Origin of the sequence: Leifsonia sp. Root227, assembly GCF_001428745.1 — a bacterium.
Classification (GTDB): Bacteria; Actinomycetota; Actinomycetes; order Actinomycetales; family Microbacteriaceae; genus Leifsonia.
This window is the reverse complement of sequence record NZ_LMIO01000002.1, coordinates 195,552-216,744: the sequence shown is the minus strand read 5'-3', so window position 1 is coordinate 216,744 and position 21,193 is coordinate 195,552. Positions and strand designations below refer to the sequence as shown.

Annotated in this window: 20 protein-coding genes; 7 read left to right on the top strand and 13 right to left on the bottom strand. The window is 69.1% G+C overall.

Annotated features, from left to right (window positions below):
* Positions 1 to 32 precede the first annotated feature (32 nt).
* Positions 33 to 911: an A/G-specific adenine glycosylase gene (locus tag ASE16_RS05925; protein WP_055892209.1), complete on the top strand. Its 879-nt coding sequence runs from the start codon at positions 33 to 35 to the stop codon at positions 909 to 911.
* A gap of 75 nt (positions 912 to 986) precedes the next feature.
* Here the strand turns inward: ASE16_RS05925 and rbfA are convergent, their stop codons facing one another.
* From rbfA to nusA, 4 genes are all read right to left on the bottom strand, one after another.
* The gene (gene rbfA, locus ASE16_RS05920; RefSeq protein WP_055892204.1) at positions 987 to 1,424 is read right to left on the bottom strand and encodes a 30S ribosome-binding factor RbfA; all 438 of its coding nucleotides are present in this window, start codon (positions 1,422 to 1,424) and stop codon (positions 987 to 989) included.
* Between the two features lie 101 nt (positions 1,425 to 1,525).
* Entirely contained in the window at positions 1,526 to 4,369 is a 2,844-nt protein-coding gene (gene infB / locus ASE16_RS05915; protein WP_055892201.1) for a translation initiation factor IF-2, read from the bottom strand.
* An 83-nt stretch (positions 4,370 to 4,452) separates the two neighbouring features.
* Positions 4,453 to 4,731 carry a YlxR family protein gene (locus ASE16_RS05910; RefSeq protein ID WP_055894320.1) on the bottom strand — a complete coding sequence of 93 codons (279 nt, stop codon included), beginning with the start codon at positions 4,729 to 4,731 and terminating at the stop codon, positions 4,453 to 4,455.
* 149 nt (positions 4,732 to 4,880) lie between these two features.
* Positions 4,881 to 5,888 (bottom strand): transcription termination factor NusA, encoded by a 1,008-nt coding sequence (nusA, locus tag ASE16_RS05905; protein ID WP_055892198.1) that lies wholly within the window; start codon positions 5,886 to 5,888, stop codon positions 4,881 to 4,883.
* A 106-nt stretch (positions 5,889 to 5,994) separates the two neighbouring features.
* Here nusA and ASE16_RS05900 point away from each other — a divergent pair, with 106 nt between their 5' ends.
* A complete protein-coding gene (locus ASE16_RS05900) occupies positions 5,995 to 6,783 on the top strand; it encodes a DUF1206 domain-containing protein (protein WP_055892195.1) in 789 nt (262 codons plus the stop codon).
* Here the strand turns inward: ASE16_RS05900 and ASE16_RS05895 are convergent.
* Together ASE16_RS05895 and ASE16_RS05890 are read right to left on the bottom strand one after the other, a co-directional pair.
* Positions 6,710 to 7,780: an endonuclease domain-containing protein gene (locus tag ASE16_RS05895; protein ID WP_055892192.1), complete on the bottom strand. Its 1,071-nt coding sequence runs from the start codon at positions 7,778 to 7,780 to the stop codon at positions 6,710 to 6,712. The two genes, ASE16_RS05900 and ASE16_RS05895, sit on opposite strands and share 74 nt — an antisense overlap.
* A gap of 130 nt (positions 7,781 to 7,910) precedes the next feature.
* Positions 7,911 to 9,677 carry a proline--tRNA ligase gene (locus ASE16_RS05890; RefSeq protein ID WP_055892189.1) on the bottom strand — a complete coding sequence of 589 codons (1,767 nt, stop codon included), beginning with the start codon at positions 9,675 to 9,677 and terminating at the stop codon, positions 7,911 to 7,913.
* Positions 9,678 to 9,770: 93 nt separating this feature from the next.
* Here ASE16_RS05890 and ASE16_RS05885 point away from each other — a divergent pair, with 93 nt between their 5' ends.
* Positions 9,771 to 11,198: an RNB domain-containing ribonuclease gene (locus ASE16_RS05885; RefSeq protein WP_055892182.1), complete on the top strand. Its 1,428-nt coding sequence runs from the start codon at positions 9,771 to 9,773 to the stop codon at positions 11,196 to 11,198.
* 37 nt (positions 11,199 to 11,235) lie between these two features.
* Here ASE16_RS05885 and ASE16_RS05880 read toward each other — a convergent pair whose 3' ends face one another.
* The 5 genes from ASE16_RS05880 to ASE16_RS05860 form a co-directional block, all read right to left on the bottom strand.
* Entirely contained in the window at positions 11,236 to 11,913 is a 678-nt protein-coding gene (locus tag ASE16_RS05880; RefSeq protein WP_055892179.1) for an SGNH/GDSL hydrolase family protein, read from the bottom strand.
* 69 nt (positions 11,914 to 11,982) lie between these two features.
* Positions 11,983 to 13,137 (bottom strand): flavodoxin-dependent (E)-4-hydroxy-3-methylbut-2-enyl-diphosphate synthase, encoded by a 1,155-nt coding sequence (gene ispG, locus ASE16_RS05875; protein WP_200949579.1) that lies wholly within the window; start codon positions 13,135 to 13,137, stop codon positions 11,983 to 11,985.
* A 55-nt stretch (positions 13,138 to 13,192) separates the two neighbouring features.
* Positions 13,193 to 14,524: a M50 family metallopeptidase gene (locus ASE16_RS05870; RefSeq protein WP_055892173.1), complete on the bottom strand. Its 1,332-nt coding sequence runs from the start codon at positions 14,522 to 14,524 to the stop codon at positions 13,193 to 13,195.
* Positions 14,525 to 14,586: 62 nt separating this feature from the next.
* Entirely contained in the window at positions 14,587 to 15,669 is a 1,083-nt protein-coding gene (locus tag ASE16_RS05865; protein ID WP_055892171.1) for a 1-deoxy-D-xylulose-5-phosphate reductoisomerase, read from the bottom strand.
* Between the two features lie 45 nt (positions 15,670 to 15,714).
* Positions 15,715 to 16,680 carry an FKBP-type peptidyl-prolyl cis-trans isomerase gene (locus ASE16_RS05860; protein ID WP_235500387.1) on the bottom strand — a complete coding sequence of 322 codons (966 nt, stop codon included), beginning with the start codon at positions 16,678 to 16,680 and terminating at the stop codon, positions 15,715 to 15,717.
* A gap of 83 nt (positions 16,681 to 16,763) precedes the next feature.
* Between ASE16_RS05860 and ASE16_RS05855 the strand changes: the two genes are divergently transcribed.
* The 3 genes from ASE16_RS05855 to ASE16_RS05845 are packed head-to-tail and all read left to right on the top strand — an operon-like array spanning position 16,764 to position 19,803.
* Entirely contained in the window at positions 16,764 to 18,110 is a 1,347-nt protein-coding gene (locus ASE16_RS05855) for an aminotransferase class III-fold pyridoxal phosphate-dependent enzyme (RefSeq protein WP_082581270.1), read from the top strand.
* Positions 18,111 to 18,118: 8 nt separating this feature from the next.
* Positions 18,119 to 18,985, top strand: coding sequence for a hypothetical protein (locus ASE16_RS05850; protein WP_055892162.1), 867 nt, complete (start codon positions 18,119 to 18,121; stop codon positions 18,983 to 18,985).
* A 59-nt stretch (positions 18,986 to 19,044) separates the two neighbouring features.
* A complete protein-coding gene (locus ASE16_RS05845; RefSeq protein ID WP_055892159.1) occupies positions 19,045 to 19,803 on the top strand; it encodes a lysophospholipid acyltransferase family protein in 759 nt (252 codons plus the stop codon).
* On the opposite strand, the gene ASE16_RS05840 is transcribed toward ASE16_RS05845, so the two are convergent.
* Positions 19,772 to 20,287, bottom strand: a complete 516-nt coding sequence (locus tag ASE16_RS05840) for a CGNR zinc finger domain-containing protein (RefSeq protein WP_055892156.1) — start codon at positions 20,285 to 20,287, stop codon at positions 19,772 to 19,774. The two genes, ASE16_RS05845 and ASE16_RS05840, sit on opposite strands and share 32 nt — an antisense overlap.
* Positions 20,288 to 20,354: 67 nt before the next feature.
* Between ASE16_RS05840 and ASE16_RS05835 the strand changes: the two genes are divergently transcribed.
* On the top strand, positions 20,355 to 20,594 hold the full coding sequence (locus tag ASE16_RS05835) for a hypothetical protein (protein ID WP_055892153.1): 240 nt from the start codon (positions 20,355 to 20,357) through the stop codon (positions 20,592 to 20,594).
* Between the two features lie 95 nt (positions 20,595 to 20,689).
* On the opposite strand, the gene ASE16_RS05830 is transcribed toward ASE16_RS05835, so the two are convergent.
* Positions 20,690 to 21,163: an OsmC family protein gene (locus tag ASE16_RS05830; RefSeq protein WP_055892150.1), complete on the bottom strand. Its 474-nt coding sequence runs from the start codon at positions 21,161 to 21,163 to the stop codon at positions 20,690 to 20,692.
* Positions 21,164 to 21,193: the final 30 nt, after the last annotated feature.

Here is a 21,193-nt window from a genome sequence, read left to right as displayed (position 1 = left end):
GTCGAACGCCCCGCAACGATTACGCTGGAACGATGGCGGATGCGGAGCTCGACACGTTCTCCTCCTCCGTCATCGACTGGTTCCACGCCAATCGCCGCGACCTGCCGTGGCGCAGGGACGGCTTCACCGCCTGGGGCACCCTTGTCAGCGAGTTCATGCTGCAGCAGACCCCGGTGAACCGGGTGATCCCGCGCCTCGAGGAGTGGCTGACGCGCTGGCCGACCCCGGCCGATCTCGCCGCCGTCCCTCCAGGCGAGGCCGTGCGCGCGTGGCAGTCGCTCGGCTACCCGCGCCGCGCGCTGTGGCTGCACGCCTGCGCGGTCGCCATCACCGAACACCACGACGGCGTGGTGCCGGACGACGTGGATGCGCTGCTCGCCCTCCCCGGCATCGGCGACTACACGGCGCGTGCGGTCGCGGTGTTCGCCTACGGCCACCGGCACCCGGTGGTCGACACGAACATCCGCCGGGTCATCGCCCGCGCGGTCGACGGCCAGGGCGAGCCTGGCCCTCCCGGAAAACGCGACCTGGCGGCGATGGATGCGCTGCTCCCGGCAGACCGCGCGGCCGCTGCGGCGTTCAACGCCGGGATGATGGAGCTCGGCGCACTGGTCTGCGTCGCCAGGACGCCGCGCTGCGACGTCTGCCCGCTCGCGGAGGTGTGCGCGTGGCGGCAGGCCGGCTATCCGGAGTACGCCGGCCAGAAGAAGGCCGTGCAAAAGAAGTACGAGGGAAGCGACCGGCAGGTGCGCGGCCGCATCCTGGCCGAGCTGCGCGCCTCGCACATCCCGGTCTCCGCCGCCGAGCTCGAAGCCGTCTGGCCGGACGCCGCCCAGCGCGACCGCGCCCTGGCCGGCCTCCTCGCCGACGGCCTCGCCGTCGCCGTCGATGCCGGCTACACCCTCCCCTAAAACACAATCGAGCCGGGACTTGTGCACGCGACACGCCGAAGCGCTGCGTGCACAAGTCCCGGCTCGAATGTGTTCTTAGTCCTCTTCGTCCTCGTCGCGGGGCTTGACGTACGGGTCCTCGTCGCCCGCGTACGCGGCACCGGCGGCCAGCCCGGCCACCTCGGTGTCGCGCTGACGCGCTTCGCGCAGCAGGTCCTCGATGTGCGCCGCGTTCTCCGGGATCGCATCCAGGATGAACTCCAGCGACGGGGTCAGGCGCGCTGTGATGTTCTTGCCCACCTCGCTGCGCAGCATGCCGGTGGCCGCAGCAAGCGCCGCCGCCGTGTCCGTGCGCTCCTCGTCGGTGCCATACACCGTGTAGAAGACCGAGGCGTGCTGCAGATCGCCGGTCACCTGCACATCGGTGATCGTCACGAAGCCCATACGCGGGTCGCGGACGCCGCGCTCGAGCCGCTTGGCGATGATGACCTTGATTCTGTCCGCGAGCTTCCTCGCGCGTGCCGGATCAGCCATGTTGTCTCTCCTTCACCTGCCGTGATGCCACGTGCCGTGATGCCACGTGCCGGGATGGGAGGAGGCCCGGAGAGCGAACCCTCCGGACCTCCTGTCCATGCCTAGACGCGGGGCTTCTCCCGCATTTCGGTCGTCTCGATCTCGTCGCCGATCTGGATGTCGTTGAACTTGCCGAGTCCGATACCGGCCTCGAAGTCCGTACGCACCTCGGTGACGTCGTCCTTGAAGCGACGCAGCGACTCGATGGTGAGGTTGTCTCCCACCACCACGCCGTCGCGGATGACGCGCGCCTTGGCGTTGCGCGTGATCGTTCCGGAGCGGACGATGACACCGGCGATGTTGCCGAACTTGGAGGAGCGGAACACCTCGCGGATCTCGGCGACACCGGACTGGACCTCTTCGAACTCCGGCTTGAGCATGCCCTTGAGGGAGTTCTCGATGTCGTCGATCGCGTTGTAGATGACCGAGTAGAAGCGCACATCCACACCCTCGCGGGCGGCACGCTCGCGGGCCTTGACGTCCGGGCGGACGTTGAAGCCGATCACGATCGCGTTGTCGATGGTCGCCAGGTCGATGTCCGACTCGGTGATCGCGCCGACGCCGCGGTGCAGGATGCGGAGCTGGACCGAGTCGTCGACCTCGATCTTCATCAGGGACTCTTCCAGGGCCTCCACGGCACCGGACACGTCGCCCTTGATGATGAGATTGAGCGCCTCGACCTTGCCCTCTTCCAGAGCACGGGTGAAGTCCTCGAGCGAGATGCGCTTGCGCGACTTCGCCAGCATGGCGTTGCGCTCTGCTGCTTCGCGCTTCTCGGCGATCTGACGCGCGGTGCGGTCTTCCTCTGTGACGAGGAAGGTGTCACCTGCACGCGGAACGCTGGAGAGACCCTGCACCTGCACGGGACGCGACGGGAAGGCCTCGTGGACGGCGTCGCCGTTCTCGTCGACCATCGCACGGACGCGGCCGTAAGCCGTTCCGGCGACGATCGAGTCGCCGACGCGCAGCGTTCCCGACTGGATGAGCACGGTCGCGACAGCACCGCGGCCCTTGTCGAGCTTGGCCTCGATCGCGATACCGCGCGCATCCTTGTTGGGGTTGGAGCGCAGGTCGAGACCGGCGTCCGCAGTGAGCAGCACCGCGTCCAGGAGGTCCTGGATGCCGATGTCGTTCCTGGCGGACACGTCGACGAACATGACGTCTCCGCCGTACTCCTCCGCGACCAGCCCGAACTCGGTGAGCTGCTGGCGCACCTTGGCCGGGTTGGCGTCCGGCTTGTCGATCTTGTTGACCGCGACCACGATCGGCACACCGGCCGCCTGGGCGTGGTTCAAGGCCTCGATGGTCTGCGGCATGATGCCGTCGTCCGCCGCGACCACGAGGATCGCGATGTCGGTGACCTGCGCACCACGGGCACGCATGGCGGTGAACGCCTCGTGACCTGGCGTGTCGATGAAGGTGATGGCACGCTCGATGCCCTCGTGCTCCGTCCACACCTGGTACGCACCGATGTGCTGGGTGATGCCACCTGCCTCGCCTGCGACGACGTTGGCATTGCGGATCGCGTCGAGAAGACGGGTCTTACCGTGGTCGACGTGGCCCATGACGGTGACCACCGGCGGGCGGATCTCGAGGTCTTCGTCCGTCTCGTCCTCGAGCTCCTGGTCGAGGTCGATGTCGAAGCCTTCGAGCAGCTCCTTGTCCTCGTCCTCCGGGGACACGATCTGCACCTTGTAGCCGAGTTCTTCGCCCAGCACACCGAACGTTGCCTCGTCCAGGGACTCGGTCGCCGTCGCCATCTCACCGAGGTGGAACAGCACGGTGACCAGGTTTCCGGGGCTGGCGTCGATCTTGTCGGCGAAGTCCGAGATGGATGCGCCGCGGCGCAGCCGGACGACGGTGTTGCCGTCGCCACGGGGAACGCTCACGCCGCCCAGCGACGGAGCTTCCCTCAGCTCGAATTCCTGCCTCTTGGCGCGCTTCGACTTGCGAGCCTTGCTCTTGCCGCCACCACGACCGAACGCACCGGCGGTTCCTCCGCCAGGTCCACGGCCTCGGCCACCTCCGCCACCCGCTGGACGCGGGCCGCCGAAGCCGCCGCCGGGGCGCTGGAAGCCGCCGCCGGCGCCTGCGCCGGCTCCTGCTCCACCGCCACCCGGACGCTGCTGGAAGCCCGGACGGCTTCCGCCTGCGCCGCCTGGACGCTGACCGGGACGGTTTCCGCCTGCACCAGGAGCGCCGGGACGCGGCGATCCTGGACGCGGAGGCGTCGGACGCGGGATGTTGCCCGGCGTCGGTCGCTGACCCATGCCCTGCGAGCTCGCGAACGGGTTGTTGCCAGGACGGGGAGCGCTCGGGCGCTGACCCATGCCCTGGTTGGATGCGAAGGGGTTGTTGCCTGGACGCGGAGCGCCAGGACGCGGGATGCTGCTGCTCCCCGCGGCGTTTCCACCTGCGGGGCGCGGCGTGTTCGGCTTGACGGCGTCCGAAGGCGCTTCCGTCGTGGCCGCGGCTGCCGGAGCATCCTGTGCGGCCTTCGCCTTGGCGTCTGCAGCTGCCTTGTCGGCCTCCGCCTTCTCGGCTGCTGCCTTCTGCTCCGCGAGGGCCTGACGCTCTGCGACGGACAGCGGAGCTGCCGGCTTGGGAGCGGTGCCACCCGGGTTGGGTGCGGAGGACGGGCGCGTCGCACCCGGCGTGGGAGCAGAGCTCGCGGCACCCGACTTGGGCGCAGCAGCCTTCTGCTCGGTGGATGCTGCCGCGGCAGCCTTGTCGGCCGTGAAGCCGTCCGCCTCGAGGGCGGCGCGAAGCTTGCGCGCCACAGGCGGTTCGATGCTGGAGGACGGTCCCTTGACGAACTCGCCCATTTCCTTCAGTTTCGCAAGAGCGATCTTGCTGTCTACTCCGAGTTCGGTAGCGACCTCGTGTACGCGTGGTTTGGCAGCCACAATTCTCCTGTCTAGGGGGTCTACCCCTAGCAGGGCAGACCGTTAGTTACGGACGGGTCTCATTTCGAGCCGCTCATTAGTTGTCACTCATTTGAGTTCACTGTGCCGTTCAGCCTGTTCTCTTCAAGTGCGGCCTGGATGGCCGTCGTATCGAGCATCCCGTCGACCTTCAAGGCCCGCCCGAAGGCGTGCCTCTGCAAGGCTTTGTCGAGACACCCGACGACCGGATGCAGCCACGCACCTCGCCCAGGAAGCGTGGCGGAATGGTCCACCACGAGTTTCGAGTTCTGGGCGACGACCCTCAGAAGTGAGGACCGGGGAGCGCGAGAACGGCATCCGACGCACGTTCTAACAGCTTCCATCTTACACCCGCGCACCACCCAGGTCCTGCGCGGCTACTCCTTGTCGAGGATCGAGTCGGGCTGGATGATGTGCTCGTGTGCCTGCGGCAACCGTGTCGCCACGACTCCGTCGCGTCGGCACGGCGCGAAGATCGTCATCCATCCCGACCTCATTCTTTGTCCAGGATCGAGTCCGGCTGGATGTCGATCTTCGCGCCCGTCAGCTTCGCGGCGAGACGGGCGTTCTGGCCCTCCTTGCCGATGGCGAGCGAGAGCTGGTAGTCGGGCACGAGCGCGCGGACGGCCTTCAGCGATTCGTCGATGACGAAGGCGCTGGTCACCTTGGCGGGCGACAGAGCACTGGACACGAACGTTGCCAGATCCGGCGAGTAGTCGACGATGTCGATCTTCTCATTGTTCAGCTCTGCGGTCACGGCCCTGACCCGCTGGCCGAGCTCGCCGATGCACGCGCCCTTGGCGTTCACGCCGGGCTCGGTCGCGCGCACCGCGATCTTGGTGCGGTGACCGGCCTCACGGGCGAGCGAGACGATCTCGACCACACCGCTGGCGATCTCGGGGACCTCGAGCGCGAACAGCTTGCGCACGAGCGCCGGGTGGGTGCGCGAGACCGTGATCTGCGGACCCTTCAGCCCCTTCGACACACTGGTCACGTACACCCGGATGCGCGACCCGTGCGTGTACTCCTCGCCTGGCACCTGCTCCTCCGGCGGCAGGATCGCCTCGACGCTGCCGAGGTCGACGTGGATCATCCTCGGGTTCGGACCCTGCTGGATGACGCCGGCGACGATGTCGCCCTCCCGACCACGGAACTCGCCGAGCACCGCGTCGTCGGCGATGTCGCGGAGCCGCTGGTTGATGACCTGCTTCGCGGCGAACGCTGCGATGCGGCCGAAGTCGCTCGGGCTGTCCTCCGCCTCGCCGATGACGTTGCCCTCTTCGTCCTTCTCCGGGACGTAGACGGTGACGTGACCGGTCTTCCTGTCCAGGTGCACCCTGGCGGCCGGCGGCTCTTCCGTGTGCCCGTGGCGGTGGTCGGCCTGGTCTGTGTGCTTCAGGTAGGCGGTCAGAATCGCCTGCTCGATGATCTGCACCAGCTCGTCGAAGGGAATCTCTCGCTCGCGTTCCATGAGACGCAAGACGCTGAGGTCGATGTCCATGCCGGCCTCCTCTATTCAGATCTCGCCGTCGCGTTCAGCGCGACGGACTCGACTAACTACGGTACCCGATGATCCGACCGGCCGGAACGGGGGTACCGTTCGGATCATGACCTCCCCCACGTCTGCGGCCAGGCGCGTCGAGCGCATCCCGGCTGTCCGCATCCTCGCCAGGGTCGGAAACGCGGCCATCGGCATCCTGCACATCCTGATCGGCGCCATCGCCCTGGCGGTCGCTTTCGGCGCTGGAGGGGGCGGCGACGCCGACCAGTCCGGCGCCCTGCAGGCGCTCGTCGCTGTGCCTGGCGGCCTGTTCGTCGTCTGGGCGGTGATCGTCGGTCTGATCGCGCTCGCACTCTGGCAGATCCTGCAGACGATCGTTGCACCCAAGGCGACCACCCGCGTCGTGGAGATCGCCAAGGGCGTCGTGTACGCCGTGCTCGCCGTGACCGCGATCGGCATCGCGGCCGGTGGCCGCTCCGACGCGTCCTCGTCCGAGACGTCCGCCAGCTCGCGCCTGCTCTCGCTGCCGGGCGGCGTGTTCCTGCTCGCCGCCATCGGCCTCGCGATCGTCGGGGTCGGCATCGGCTTCATCGTCAACGGGGCCACCCACCGCTTCGAGCGCGGCCTCCGCCTTCCCCCGAACGCACTGGCCGGCGTCACCACGACCCTCGGCCGCGTCGGCTACATCTCCAAGGGGGTCGCCCTCGGCATCGTCGGCGGCCTCGTGGTCGCCGGCGCCGTGACGTTCGACCCCGGCAAGGCGAGCGGCCTCGACGGCGCGCTGAAGTCGCTGACCCAGCTCCCGTTCGGCGTCTTCCTGCTCATCCTGATCGCCGTCGGCCTGATCGCCTACGGCGTGTTCTGGTGCGTGCGCGCGGTCGCCGTCCGCCTCTAGCCCGGCACGCGTCGTGCAAAAGGTGCGGTCGGGAGCGCACGCACCGCACCTTGTGCACGAGACGTCCGCCGCGGCACCGCGCCGACCGCACGAGCACCGCGCCGACCGCACGAGCGGACAGCAGCTCGGCCACGCGCAGCAGGAACGCCGGGCGATCCGCGAACAGGTCGCATCGCGTGACGCGGACGACGCGCCACCCCGAGTCGACCATCGCATCGTGCCGCCCGATGTCGGCGTGCCATTGCGCGGCGTCCGTGCGGTGACCGTCGCCCTCGTACTCCAGGATCAACCGCTCGTCGAAGTAGACGAGATCGGGATGCACGAGCCGCGCTCCGACGAAGACGGGCGGGTTCACGGCGGGCTCCCCCAGCCCCGCCTCGACCAACGCCAGCCGCAGCAGGGTCTCCGGCCGCGAGTCCGCTCCGAACCGGATGCGCTCGGCCGCCCAGCGCAGCGCAGCAGCGCCGGGAATGCGACTCGGCACGGCAGCGGTCGCGCGCAGTTCGTCGATCGTCGCCAGCGCATGGCGCGCCCGAGCGCCGACGATATGGTCGCCGACAGCGGTCAGCTCCGGTCCGGACAACGAAGCGGCGAGCTGCCGCCACACCTGTACAGGGGAGCAGACGGGCAGCCCGCGGACGCTCCGCTGGTCGACCATGCTGATGCTGTGTCCGCGAACGCCTCTGGTGCGCGGCGGGGTGCGCGGAAAGGCAACGCTCACGTGCAGCTCGGTCCCCCGCTCGGCGCCAGAGAACGGCATCCCGTACACGGCGGCGGCGGTCTCGTGGCTGAAGACCTGGCCCGGCAGCATCCGTGACCGGTATGCCGTCGCCCGCTCCAGCATCGTCTCGACCGCGCTCGTGCTGTTGACCCCGCGGAACGGATGCTGCACATCCAGCGCTCGGAGGCGTCGCGGCGCCACATCGAGCGCGATGGCCACAGCGGTGGCGAACGGTGCGTTGACGAGTTGGTGTGGGAGTGCGCGTGACTGAGTCATGCATCCACCGTTGCCGAAATGGACAGCCGAGCCCGCGCGGCCTCGGCTTCTGTGGACAACCCGCCCTGTGGACTCGTGCGAAAGGTGCGGTCGCGGCACGCGAGACCGCACCTTTCGCACGAGTCGCGCGCTACGCCCCCAGGGCGGCGAGCGCGTCGGCGATGGGGAGCGTCTCGCGGGAGCCGGTGCGGCGGTCCCAGAGCTCGACCTCGCCGTCCGCCGCGCCGCGGCCGACCACGAGCACGTGCGGAACGCCGATGAGCTCCGCGTCGCCGAACTTGACGCCGGGCGAGACCTTCGGGCGGTCGTCGAGCAGCACCTCGCGGCCGGCGGCCTCCAGCGAAGCCGTCACCTGCTCTGCCACGTCGAACGCGAGCTGATCGCGGCCGGCTGCGACGACGTGCACGTCGAACGGCGCGACCGACTCCGGCCAGATCAGGCCCTTGTCGTCGTTGTTCTCCTCCGCGATGATCGCCAGGATGCGCGTGACGCCGATGCCGTACGAACCCATCGTGACCGTGACGAGCTTGCCGTTCTCGTCGAGCACCTTGAGGCCGAACGCGTCGGCGTACTTGCGCCCGAGCTGGAAGACGTGACCGATCTCCATCCCGCGGGCGAGCTCGACGGGACCTGAGCCGTCCGGTGCGGGGTCGCCCTCCTTGACCTCGGCCACCTCCACCGTGCCGTCCCAGGCGAAGTCGCGGCCGGCCACCAGGCCGAAGACGTGCTTGCCGTCGATGTTCGCGCCGGTGATCCAGCCGGAACCGTCCACCACACGAGGGTCGACCAGATACCGGATGCCCGTGGCCGACTCCTCGCCGAGCACGGCGCCGTCAACACCCCACGGGCCGATGTAGCCCTTCACGAGGCCGGGGTGCTTCTGGAAGTCCGCTTCCGTCGCCGGCTCGACCTCGCCGGGCGCGAAGGCCACCTCCGCACGCTTCAGCTCGACCTCGCGGTCACCGGGCAGGCCGACGACGACCAGCTCCCGCGTGCCGTCCAGGTGCGTCACCGCGAGCACGACGTTCTTGAGCGTGTCCGCTGCGGTCCAGGCGCGGCCGTCGGGCCGGGGGTGCTTCTCGTTCGCCACGTCGACCAGAGTCTGGATGGTCGGCGTGTTCGGAGTGTCGAGCACTTCCTGGGGCGTCAGCTTCTCGTACGAGCGCGCCGGGGGCGCGAGCGTGGTGAACGCCTCGACGTTGGCCGCGTATCCGCCCTCCGAGCGCACGAAGGTGTCCTCGCCGACCGCGGTCGGGTGCAGGAACTCCTCGCTGCGGGAGCCTCCCATCGCGCCGGCGTCCGCCTGCACGATCACGTACGAGAGCCCGAGCCTGGTGAAGATGCGCTCGTACGCGTCGCGCTGCGACTGGTAGCTGGCGTCGAGCCCCGCATCCGTGTAGTCGAACGTGTACGCGTCCTTCATCGTGAACTCGCGGCCGCGCAGGAGACCGGCGCGGGGGCGTGCCTCGTCGCGGTACTTGTCCTGGATCTGGTAGATCGCCAGGGGCAGATCCTTGTAGCTCGAATAGAGGTCCTTCACGAGCAGCGTGAACGCCTCTTCGTGCGTCGGCGCGAGCAGGTAGTCGGCGCCCTTGCGGTCCTGCAGGCGGAACAGGCCGTCGCCGTACTCCTCCCACCGGCCGGTGACCTCGTACGGTTCGCGCGGCAGCAGGGCGGGGAAGTGCACCTCGTGCGCCCCCGCCGCGGACATCTCCTCGCGGATGATCGCCTCGATCTTGGCCTTCACGCGCAGGCCGAGCGGCAGCCACGCGAAGATGCCTGGCGCCTGCCGCCGGATGTATCCGGCGCGAACCAGCAGCCTGTGGCTGGTGACCTCGGCGTCGGAGGGGTCTTCACGGAGGGTGCGGAGGAAATAGTTCGTCAGGCGTGTAGGCACCGTTCCATGTTAGACGTCGGCGACAGTGGCCGATGTTTCAGCACGTGGATGCCGGCCACTGGACGCGCATCCACCCCGGAATAGGGTGGCCGTATGCCTGACCGCAGAACGCACGTCACCGCGTCCGCCGCTCAGAGCGAGCTCGCGACGGCGCTGGCTGAGCTCCGCACGGCGCTGAGTCTGCCGGACGGCTTCCCTGCGCCCGTCGACAGGGAGGCGGAAGCGGCGGCGAGCACGATCTCGCTGCCCGACCGCGATCTGACCGCGGTCGAGTTCCTCACGGTCGACCCCGTCGGATCGACCGACCTCGACCAGGCCGTCCACATCGAGCGGGCTGGCGCCGGCTTCCTCGTGCGCTACGCCATCGCCGACGTCCCTGCGCTCGTGCGTCCCGGCGGCGCCGTCGACACGGAGGCGCGCACCAGAGGCCAGACGGTCTACGCGGCGGACGGACGCATCCCGTTGCACCCTGCCGCGATCGGAGAGCACGCCGGCTCCCTGCTCCCCGGGGTGGATCGCGGGGCGTTCGTCTGGGAACTGACGCTCGGCGAGGACGGGCAGGAGCTGGCCGTCTCCGTCGCGCGAGCCGGCATCCGGTCGCGCCGCCAGTGGTCGTATCAGGAGGCGCAGGCCGCCATCGACGACGGCTCAGGACCGGAGACGCTCCTGCTGCTGCGCGAGGTGGGGCTGCTGCGCATCCAGTGCGAGCGGGAGCGAGGTGGCGCCAGCCTGAACGCGCCGGACGAGGAGATCGTCTTCCGTGACGGCGCGTACACGCTCGAACGGCGGGCGTCGCTGCCCGTCGAGGAGTGGAACGCGCAGATCTCGCTGCTGACCGGGATGGCGGCCGCCCGGCTGATGCTGGACGCGCGCGTCGGCATTCTGCGCACGATGCCGCCGCCGACCGACGACGCCGTCGCCGCGTTCCGCGCCCAGACCACCGCACTGGGCCTCCCCTGGCCCCAGGACGTCTCCTACGGCGAGTATCTGCGCACGCTGGACCACCACGACCCCCGCGCCCTCGCGGTGATGCAGGCGGCCACAGGGCTCTTCCGTGGCGCGGGCTACGTCGTGATGGACGGCACTGCGCCTGCCGACCCGCTGCAGTCGGCCGTCGCCGCACCGTATGCGCACACGACGGCCCCGCTGCGCAGACTCGTCGACCGCTGGGTGCTGGTGATCTGCGAGGCGCTGTGCGCAGGGCGGACACCACCGGAGTGGGCGACGGCGTCGCTCGGAGAGCTGCCTGCGATCATGGGGGCGACGTCGCGAGTGGCGTCCCAGCTCGGCGCGGCGAGCGTGGACAGGGTGGAGGCCGCCCTGCTCAGCGGCAGGATCGGCGACGAGTTCGACGCCACCGTGCTCGCGATCAGGAACGGCGACATGACGGTGCAACTCGCCGACCCGGCCGTCGTCGCCTCGATGCCGAGGCCGGACACCGTGCTGCCGGGAACGGTGGTGCGCGTTCGCCTGCTGTCGGTGAGCATCCCGAACGGCAAGGTGGAGCTGGTCGCCGTCTGACGGCGCCGGTCCCGCGCCTCCGGTCCCGCGGCCGCGGTCAGGCCGCCGGCCGCCCGAGTGCCCGCTCGACGGCGGCGGCGATCACGGCCTGGCCCTCCGCTGTCGGATGCACGTCGTCGGCCTGGAGGAGGTCGCGCTGTCCATCGAGCGGCTGGCCGATGTCGAGGTCGATCGCGCCGATCGTCCGGGCGGCCGTGACCACATCGGCGTCGATCGTGCGCAACTGGTCAGGCTCGGCAGTGTCGTTCCAGACCGGGCTCACGGCGAGGATCTCGGCGTGCGGAAGGGCGGCCCTCAGCGCGGTCAGCGCACCGTCCGTCGCCCGCGCGATCGCCGCATCCGATTCGCCCAGGTCGTTGCTGCTGCCGGAAACGATGACGACCGCCGGATGCAGGGCCACGGCAGCGTGCACCTGGTCGGCGAAGGTGTCGCCGTTGTCGCCGACCGTCACGAAGCCCGAGCCGTCGCTGGCGAGGTTGCTGAGCCGCCAGCCGTCCTCCCCCGCCAGCAGCGCCGGCCAGGCGTCGGACGGGTCGAGGCCGTGTCCCTCCATGATCGAGTCGCCGATCGCGACCACCACGGGGCCGTCCGCCGTCGCGTCCGTGACGCGGGAGACGATCGCGGGCGCCGCCTCTGCACCGGATGCGACGGACACGAACGCGAGCGCCAGCCCGGCCGAGAAGGCCGACAGTCTGACCACCAGGGAGACGCCCATGACCGCACGGTAGATCGCGCGGCTATGCGTCGCCTATGACGGGCCTGTGGAGATGAGGATTTGCGTGGCCTAGTGCGCGCCGACCGTCACGGTCGGTTCGCCCGAGGTGGCGTCCGGCATCTCGGCGGCGATCCGGTTGGCCTCGTCGATAAGGGTCTGCACGATCTCGGCCTCCGGCACGGTCTTGATGACCTGGCCCTTGACGAAGATCTGGCCCTTGCCGTTTCCGGAGGCGACCCCCAGGTCGGCCTCGCGTGCCTCGCCCGGCCCGTTGACGACGCAGCCCATGACGGCGACGCGCAGCGGAACGCTCATGCCCTCGAGCCCCGAGGTGACGTCGTTGGCGAGCTTGTACACATCCACCTGGGCGCGTCCGCAGCTCGGGCAGGAGACGATCTCGAGCTTGCGCTCGCGCAGATTGAGCGACTGCAGGATCTGCAGGCCGACCTTGACCTCCTGCGCAGGCGGTGCCGACAGCGAGACGCGGATGGTGTCTCCGATGCCCTCGGAGAGCAGGATGCCGAACGCCGTGGCCGACTTGATCGTGCCCTGGAACTCCGGCCCCGCCTCCGTCACGCCGAGGTGCAGCGGCCAGTCGCCGCGCTCGGCGAGGAGCCGGTACGCCTTGACCATGACGATGGGGTCGTTGTGCTTGACCGAGATCTTGAAGTCGTGGAAGTCGTGCTCCTCGAACAGGCTCGCCTCCCAGACGGCGCTCTCCACGAGCGCTTCCGGGGTGGCCTTGCCGTACTTCTGCAGCAGGCTGGGCTCCAGGGAGCCGGCGTTCACGCCGATGCGGAGCGAGACGCCCGCCGCCTTGGCAGCGGCGGCGATCTTGCCCACCTGGTCGTCGAACTTGCGGATGTTGCCCGGGTTCACGCGCACGGCCGCGCACCCGGCGTCGATGGCCGCGTACACGTAGTTGGGCTGGAAGTGGATGTCCGCGATCACCGGGATCTGGCTCTTCTTCGCGATGATCGGCAGCGCTTCCGCGTCGTCGCGGCTCGGCACGGCGACGCGCACGATGTCGCAGCCGGATGCGGTGAGCTCGGCGATCTGCTGCAGGGTCGCGTTGATGTTCGTGGTCGGCGTCGTCGTCATGGACTGGACGCTGATGGGGGCGTCTCCTCCGACGAGGACCTTGCCGACCTTGATCTGACGGGACTTGCGTCGGGGTGCGAGTGTTTCGGGAACCTTCGGCATCCCCAGATTGATTGCTGCCACGTCCCCAATCCTACGCGGCTGTTTGGGAACCGGCTGGGCGCGGAGTGTGCGCTGCCTAGCCGAACAGGTTGATCGGCTTGACGATGTCCGCGTACATCAGCAGCACGCTCATGCCGCCGAGGACGATGACGACCGCGAAGGTCAGCGGCATCAGTTTGGCCATGTCGACGGGGCCGGGGTCGCGACGCTTGAACAGCTTGGCGAAGGCGCGCCGGATGCCCTCCCAGGCCGCTCCGGCGATGTGGCCGCCGTCGAGCGGAAGCAGCGGGATGAGGTTGAAGACGAACAGCGCGATGTTCAGGGAGGCGAGGATCCCGATCATCGTGTAGACCTTGTCGATCACCGGCACGCCGTCGAGAGCGGTGAGTTCTCCGGCCGCCCGCCCGATGCCGACGAGACTGACCGGGCCGTTCGGGTCGCGTTCGCCGGAGCCGAACGCGGCGTTCCAGACGTCGACCATGCGCTGCGGAAGGTGGATGATCACGCCGACGACCGCCCCGGTCTGCGCACCGACGGCGGGCAGCACGGAGGTGATCGGCTGCGGCACGAGCTCCTGCAGCGATCCGATGCCGACGAACCCTGCCGTGACGGTGGCGACTGTGCCGTCCGCGTTCTTCACGACGGCTCCGGATGCGTCGGTCTTGGCGACCGCGTTGGTCCTGGGAGTGACCGCGAGCGTCTTCTCCTCGCCGTCGCGCTTGATCACGACGGAGAGCGTGCGGTCGGCGGAGTCGCGGATGATCTTCGTGGACTGGGCCCAGCTGGTGATCGGCGTGCCGTCGATGCTGACGATGGTGTCGCCCGGCTTGATCCCCGCAGCGGCGGCGGGAGCGGCGGGGTCGCTCGCCTCACAGGTCTGGCGGGTGCTGTTCGATGCGAGGACGCACTGGCTCACCGTGGCCACCGTTGTCGACTGCTGCGGCGTCCCGAAGCCCATCAGCAGCACGCCGAAGAGCACGACGCCGATGAGCAGGTTCATGAACGGGCCGCCGAACATGATGATGATGCGCTTCCACACCGGCAGCTTGTAGAACGTGCGGTCCTCCTCGCCGACCAGCACGGTCTCGGCGCTGGCGGTGCGCGCATCCTGGGCCATCGCCTGCATGAACCCGGTGGTGGCGTTGCGGCCCGCACCGCCCTCCTTGCCAGGGGGGAACATCCCGATCATCGAGATGTAGCCGCCGAGCGGGATGGCTTTGACGCCGTACTCCGTCTCACCGCGGCGGAACGAGAACAGCGTCTTGCCGAAGCCGATCATGTACTGCGTGACCTTGACGCCGAACAGCTTGGCGGGAACCAGGTGACCGATCTCGTGCAGCGCGATCGACAGCGCGACGCCCACCAGGATGATGACGACGCCGAGCACGAAGAGCAGTACGGATTCCACGGCTACAGAGTAATGGCGCGCAGCTTGGAACCAGCAGGGGGAACGCTATGCGGCGGCGGCGATCAGGCGGCGGCGATCAGCCGGTCGGCCGCATCCCGCGCCCAGCGCTCCGCTTCTGCGAGGCTCTCGCGGGTGAGCTCGCCGTCCGGCCGGTGCGCGTCAACGACCCGTTCGACGGTGTCGACGATGTCGAGGTAGCCGATGGCTCCGGCGTGGAACGCCGCGACCGCCTGCTCGTTGGCGGCGTTGAACACGGCGGGGTACGTCCCGCCCTCCTCTCCGACGCGCTTCGCGAGTGCCACCGCGGGGAAGGCATCGCTGTCGAGCGGCTCGAACGTCCAGCTGTGCGCCGCCGACCAGTCCAGAGGGACGCCGACGCCCGGCACCCTGTTCGGCCAGTCCAGGCCGAGCGAGATCGGAAGCCGCATGTCGGGTGGGGACGCCTGCGCGATGGTCGACCCGTCCACGAACTCGACCATCGAGTGGATGACTGACTGGGGATGAACGGTGACCTCGATCCGGTCGTACGGCACGTCGAACAGCAGGTGCGCCTCGATGATCTCGAGTCCCTTGTTGACGAGCGTCGACGAGTTCGTGGTGACGACGAGTCCCATGTCCCAGGTGGGGTGCGCGAGCGCTTCCCCGGGCGTCACATCGGCGAGGGAGGCGCGGCTGCGGCCGCGGAACGGGCCGCCGGATGCGGTCAGCACCAGCCGCTGGACCTCGCCGGCCGTACCGGAGCGCAGCGCCTGCGCGAGCGCGGAGTGCTCGGAATCGACCGGCACGATCTGCCCCGGCGCGGCCGCCGCCTTCACGAGGGCGCCTCCGACGATCAGCGACTCCTTGTTGGCGAGCGCGAGGCTCGCCCCCGTCTCGAGTGCGGCGAGCGTCGGGCCGAGGCCCACCGATCCAGTGATGCCGTTGAGCACGACGTCCGCCTCGACACCGCGCACCAGGCGCTCGGAGTCGTCGGCGCCGAGCGCCGTCTCGGCGACCCGGAACCGCTCCGCCTGGGCGGCCAGCTCGTCCGCGTTGCTGCCTGCGGTGAGCCCGACAACGGTGAAGCGGTCGGGGTTCGCCGCGATGACGTCAAGGGCTTGGGTGCCGATCGAACCGGTGGAACCGAGGATGATGACTCTGCGCACGGGTCCAGCCTACGGAACCGCGGGCGCAGAGCTGTCACAACCGCTCTAGCTCACGGCCTTCAGGATGTCCACCACGAACACCATCGTGTCGGTGCCCTTGATGTCGCCATTGCCCTGCGCGCCGTAACCGTCGGCCGGCGGGATGATGACGATCACCTGCGAGCCGACCTTCTGTCCGACGAGCGCCTTGGTGAAGCCGGGCACGAACTGCGAAGCGACGCTCGTGTACGGCTGGCCCTTGGTCCAGGTCGAGTCGAAGACCTGGCTGTTGCGCCAGAGCAGTCCGGAGTACTGGATGGTGACCGTGTCCGTCGCCTTCACCACGGCGCCGTCGCCCTGCTTGAGCACGCCGATCTTGGTCTCGGTGGGCGGATCGGTCTTCGGGATGGTCACCGTCGGTGCGCCGTCCTTGCCGAGCTTCACGGTCGGGAAGCCGGCGGGCGGGGTGACGGACTTTCCGTTCGCCCTTGTCGGCTCCTTGTCGAGGAGGTCGGCGATGAAGACGACGGGGTCGGTCGCCTTGAGCTTGAGCGAGGAGACGTCGACGTCTCCGAAGGCCTGCTTGGTGGTGGCGGTGAGCACCACGCGCGACTTGAGCGGCAGGCACTCCACGGCACGGACGAGCCCTGGCACGAACGCCTTGTCGTCGACCTTGATCGACTGCGACGGCTGGCCGTCGAAGCCGGCCGCGGGGGTCAGCTCTTTGCCCGTCGTTCCGTTGTACGCGGCGAGGGCGATGCCGATCGAGTCGCCGCCCTTGACCTCGGCGCCGTCGCCCTTGATGACGACGCTGCGCTCGATGTCCGTGGTCTTCAGCGGAGTCGGGATGGTGACCTTCGGCGTCGCGCCGAACTTCCCTTCCACCTTGATCGACTTCGAGGTGTCACCCGCCTGGATGTTCTGACAGGCGTTCGCCGCCGGTGTCGCTGACTCGCTCGGCGCGCCGGAACTGCAGGCGGCGAGACCGGCCACGACGAGGGCGGCGGTGACGATCGAAAGGGATTTGCGCACGGTGATTCTTTCCGGAATGCGGGCAGGGGTACCCAGTCTGCCTCATCCGCCTTTGCCGAACCTGACAGCGAGCGCCGCATACGATGGAGCACATGACTCGCGAATTCTCCGTTCCGCAGACCCGCAACCTCGTCACCGCCCTCCCCGGCCCCCGCTCGATCGAGCTGCAGGAGCGCAGGGTGGCGTCGGTCAGCCGCGGCGCTGGGACCCTCGCGAACATCTACATGGAGTCCGGCTCCGGCGCGATCCTGGTCGACGTGGACGGCAACAGGCTGATCGACCTCGGCTGCGGCATCGGCGTCACGACCATCGGCCACGCGCATCCCGAGGTCGCTGCAGCGGCGTTCGAGCAGGCCTCGAAGCTCACGCACACGCTGTTCACGGTGACCCCGTACGAGAACTACGTGCGGGTCGCCGAGAGGCTGGCGGAGATCACGCCAGGAGACTTCGAGAAGCACAGCATCCTGGTCAACTCCGGAGCGGAGGCGGTCGAGAACGCCGTCAAGATCGCCCGCAAGTTCACCGGCCGTCGCGCCATCGCGGCTCTCGACCACGCCTTCCACGGCCGCACCAATCTCACCATGGCCATGACGTACCGCCCCTGGCCGGAGCGCGCAGGCATGGGCCCGTTCCCCGGCGAGATCTACAGCGTCCCGATCAGCTACCCGTTCCGCGACCCGGAGGGGATGACAGGCGAAGAGGCCGCTGAGCGCACCATCGACTACATCACCACCCACATCGGCGCCACCGAACTGGCCGCCCTGTTCGTCGAGCCGATCCAGGGCGACGGCGGCATCATCATCCCGGCCCCCGGATACTTCAAGCGGCTCTCGGAGTTCTGCACGGAGAACGGCATCGTCTTCGTCGCCGACGAGATCCAGGCCGGAATCGGCCGCACGGGCACCTGGTACTCGATCGAGCACCACGGCGTCGTCCCCGACCTCATCACCAGCGCCAAGGGCATCGCCGGCGGCTTCCCGCTCGCGGCGGTCACCGGGCGCGCCGAGATCATGGATGCGGTCCAGCCTGGCGGCATCGGAGGCACGTTCGGCGGCAACCCGGTCTCCACCGCCGCCGCTCTCGCCGTGTTCGACGTCTTCGAGAAGGAGGACCTGCTGGCCGAGGCGCAGCGGGTCGAGAGGGCGCTCTGGGCACGCATCGGCGACTGGGCCGACCGCTTCGCCGTCGTCGGCGAGGTGCGAGGCAAGGGCGCGATGTTCGGCATCGAGCTCGTCGTGCCCGGCACCAAGACCCCCAACCCGGATGCGCTCAAGGCCGTTCTCGCGCACGCGACCGCCAACGGCGTCATCCCCCTCGACGCAGGAAGCTGGGACAGCGTCCTGCGCCTGCTCCCCTCGGTCGTGATCAGCGAGGAGCTCATCGACGACGCTGCGACCGTGATCGAAGAAGCACTGGCCACCTTCGGCTGAGCCTGACCGTGGGATTCCTTCGCCGACGCTGGCGCGCCATCGCGGGGGTGGCCGCCCTGGCCGCCGTCTTCACCCTGGTGCCCGCCGTCGGCGTGTTCGCGGAACAGAAGCCGTCGTTCGACCCGGGCGACATCATCAGCGACGACAGCTTCTTCAACCCGAACGCGATGACGCAGGCCGACATCCAGGAGTTCCTCGACGCGCGCACCTGCAAGCCGACGGACGGGGTGCCCTGTCTGTCGCGCTACCGCATCGACACCCCGAACGTCGCAGCGTCGAAGGACCGCTGCACGGCGATCCGCGGTCAGCGGGACGAGCGGGCGAGCAGCATCATCGCCCGCGTGGCAACGGCGTGCACGATCAGCCCGCGGGTGCTGCTGGTGCTGCTGCAGAAGGAGCAGTCGCTGCTCACCGCGCCCAGCGCATCCGGGTATCAGAAGGCGACGGGATACGCCTGCCCCGACACCGCGGAGTGCGACAAGAAGTTCTTCGGGTTCTTCAACCAGGTGTACCGGGCTGCCTGGCAGTTCCGGGAGTACACCGTGCATCCGGGCGACTGGCGGTACCAGGTCGGCGACAACACCATCCAGTACCACCCGAACGCCGCCTGCGGCACGAGCAGAGTGACCATCGCCAACCAGGCGACGGCCAACCTCTACAACTACACGCCGTACCAGCCGAACGCCGAGACGCTCGCCAAACCGACCGGCCCGGCAGGAGCGTGCTCCACGTTCGGCAACCTCAACTTCTCGCGGCTGTACAACGCGTGGTTCGGCTCGCCGCTCGCCGTGCGGTTCAGCGGCTTCGTTCCGGCCTGCCTGGTCTACGCCGGCGGATTCGGCTGCGCGCCGCTCCGGCCGTTCGACGGCGGCTGATCCCACTGGCCTCTCGCGCATTCCGCGCGCGGCATACACCCGCGACTACGCTCGTATCCGTGACGACGACCGAACCCGACGCTGGGACGACCGAGGTGAAGAAGCCCGGCTTCGTCTACCTGCTCGGCCGCACGGTCATCGCGCCCATCGCCCGGCTGCTCTACCGGCCGACGATCATCGGGCGCAAGAACGTGCCGCGCACGGGAGCGATCATCCTGGCGAGCAACCACCTGTCCTTCATCGACAGCATCGTGATCCCGCTGATGGCGCCGCGGCGCGTGCAGTTCCTCGCCAAGTCGCACTACTTCGAGGGGACCGGTTTCAAGGGCTGGCTGTCCCGCACCTTCTTCACCGCGATCGGCGCTGTCGGCGTCGAGCGTGGCGCTGGGCAGGCCGCGCAGGATGCGCTCGACCAGTCCAAGCGCATCATCGAGACGGGCGCGGCGTTCGCCCTCTATCCGGAGGGCACGCGGTCGCTGGACGGACGGCTCTACAAAGGACGGACAGGCGTCGCCTGGCTCGCCCTCACGACAGGGGCGGTGGTCGTTCCCGTCGGGCTGATCGGAACGAACGAGCTGCAGCCGGTCGGGGCGAAGGTGCCGCGCATCCGGAAATTCACCGTGAAGTTCGGCGAGCCGATCGACGTCAGCAAATACGGTTCGGCGGAGTCGGGACGCGCGCGGCGCCAGGCAACCGACGAGATCATGGCCGCCATCCACGGGCTCACCGGGCAGGAGCTGGCGGAGCGCTACAACGAGGCGCCGCCCGCGAACGCGGTGGAGCGGGTCAAGCGGGCTCTGCATCCCGAGCGGCGGTAGGCTCGGGCTCCGCCTCGGTCTCCCCCGCCTTCGAGCGGTAGGTGCGGGCCTTCTGCCTGTTGCCGCAGACGCCCATGCTGCACCAGGTGCGTGAACCGTTGCGGGACTTGTCGTAGAACGCCCAACGACAATCGTCTGCTCCGCAGAGCTTCACCCGCTCGAGCTTGCCCTGGATGCTCAGTACCAGCGAGCTCGCGACGGCCGCCTGCGCCGCGGTGCGGGCGGTGAGCCAGACGGAGCGCTCCCCGCAGATCGTCTCCAGCTCGACGGAGGGCAGGTCGGCGGCCTCTCCGTCGACCACCGAGCGCAGCGCATCCCGCACCCGCTTGGTCTCCGCGGCATCCCCCGGCTCGACGCCGCGCGCCTCTGCCCACGCCGCGAATCCGGCGGCGTCGTCGATGGCGTCGACGTCGTCCTCCACGTCGTAGGTGTTGAGGAAGTCGACCAGCAGGTCGGCGCCCAGCTCGGGTGCATTCGTACGCATGTAACCATTGTAACTCGATAACTGGTTACGGTATGCTCTAACCATCAAAACAAGTTAGGTGGTTATCATGCATCCGCTCACACTGTGGCTGACGTCGATCGCCGAACTCGGCGAGCGCGAACGCGAACAGGCCATGCTGCGCAGGCGCCGCGACTCCGGCACCGAGCAGCCACCGCCGCTCACCCGCGACGGCCGCTGGGCCGCCGCCATCCACCGCTGGGCGGAGTCCGAGAGCGCCGCAGCGCCCGCCCCAGCCTCGGCGCCCGCGGCCGCCGCCGTCCCTCAGGCCCGCTTCGGCTGCGCCTGACCCGCTCCCCCTCTCCCCACCTCCCGCAGCATTCGAGCCGGGACTTGCGTACGCGACACGCCAGGGTTTCGCGTACACGAGTCCCGGCTCGATCGTCAGGCGAGGGTGAGGAGCTCGGGGACGTGGTGGACGGGGAAGTTCACGGAAGCGGCGATGAAGCACTTGGCGGCGGCGGGGGCGTGCAGCGACGCGGCGAGCTCGGCTTGGGCGGGGTCGGCGATGGTCACCAGCGGGCGCAGGGTCGCGCTGGTGAAGTGGCCGCCCCCGTCGTTGGTCTGCTCCATGACACCCGTCGCCGCGTCGGTGTAACCGACGACCACCACTCCGGCACGCGCGGCCTCGGCGAGGTAGCTGAGCATGTGGCACTGGCTGAGGGCCGCGAGCAGCAGCTCCTCCGGGTTCCAGCGGTCGCGGTCGCCGAAGAAGGCGCGGTCGGCGGACCCCTCGATGCGGTGCTTGCCCTCGGCGGTGATGACGTGTTCGCGCCCGTAGTCCTTGTAGCCGCTGGTGCCGCTCCCCCGGTTGCCCGTCCATTCCAGGTCGATCGCGTAGCTGTGCTCGAGCTTCATGGTCCGATTCTGCCACCGGAGCTAAACTCG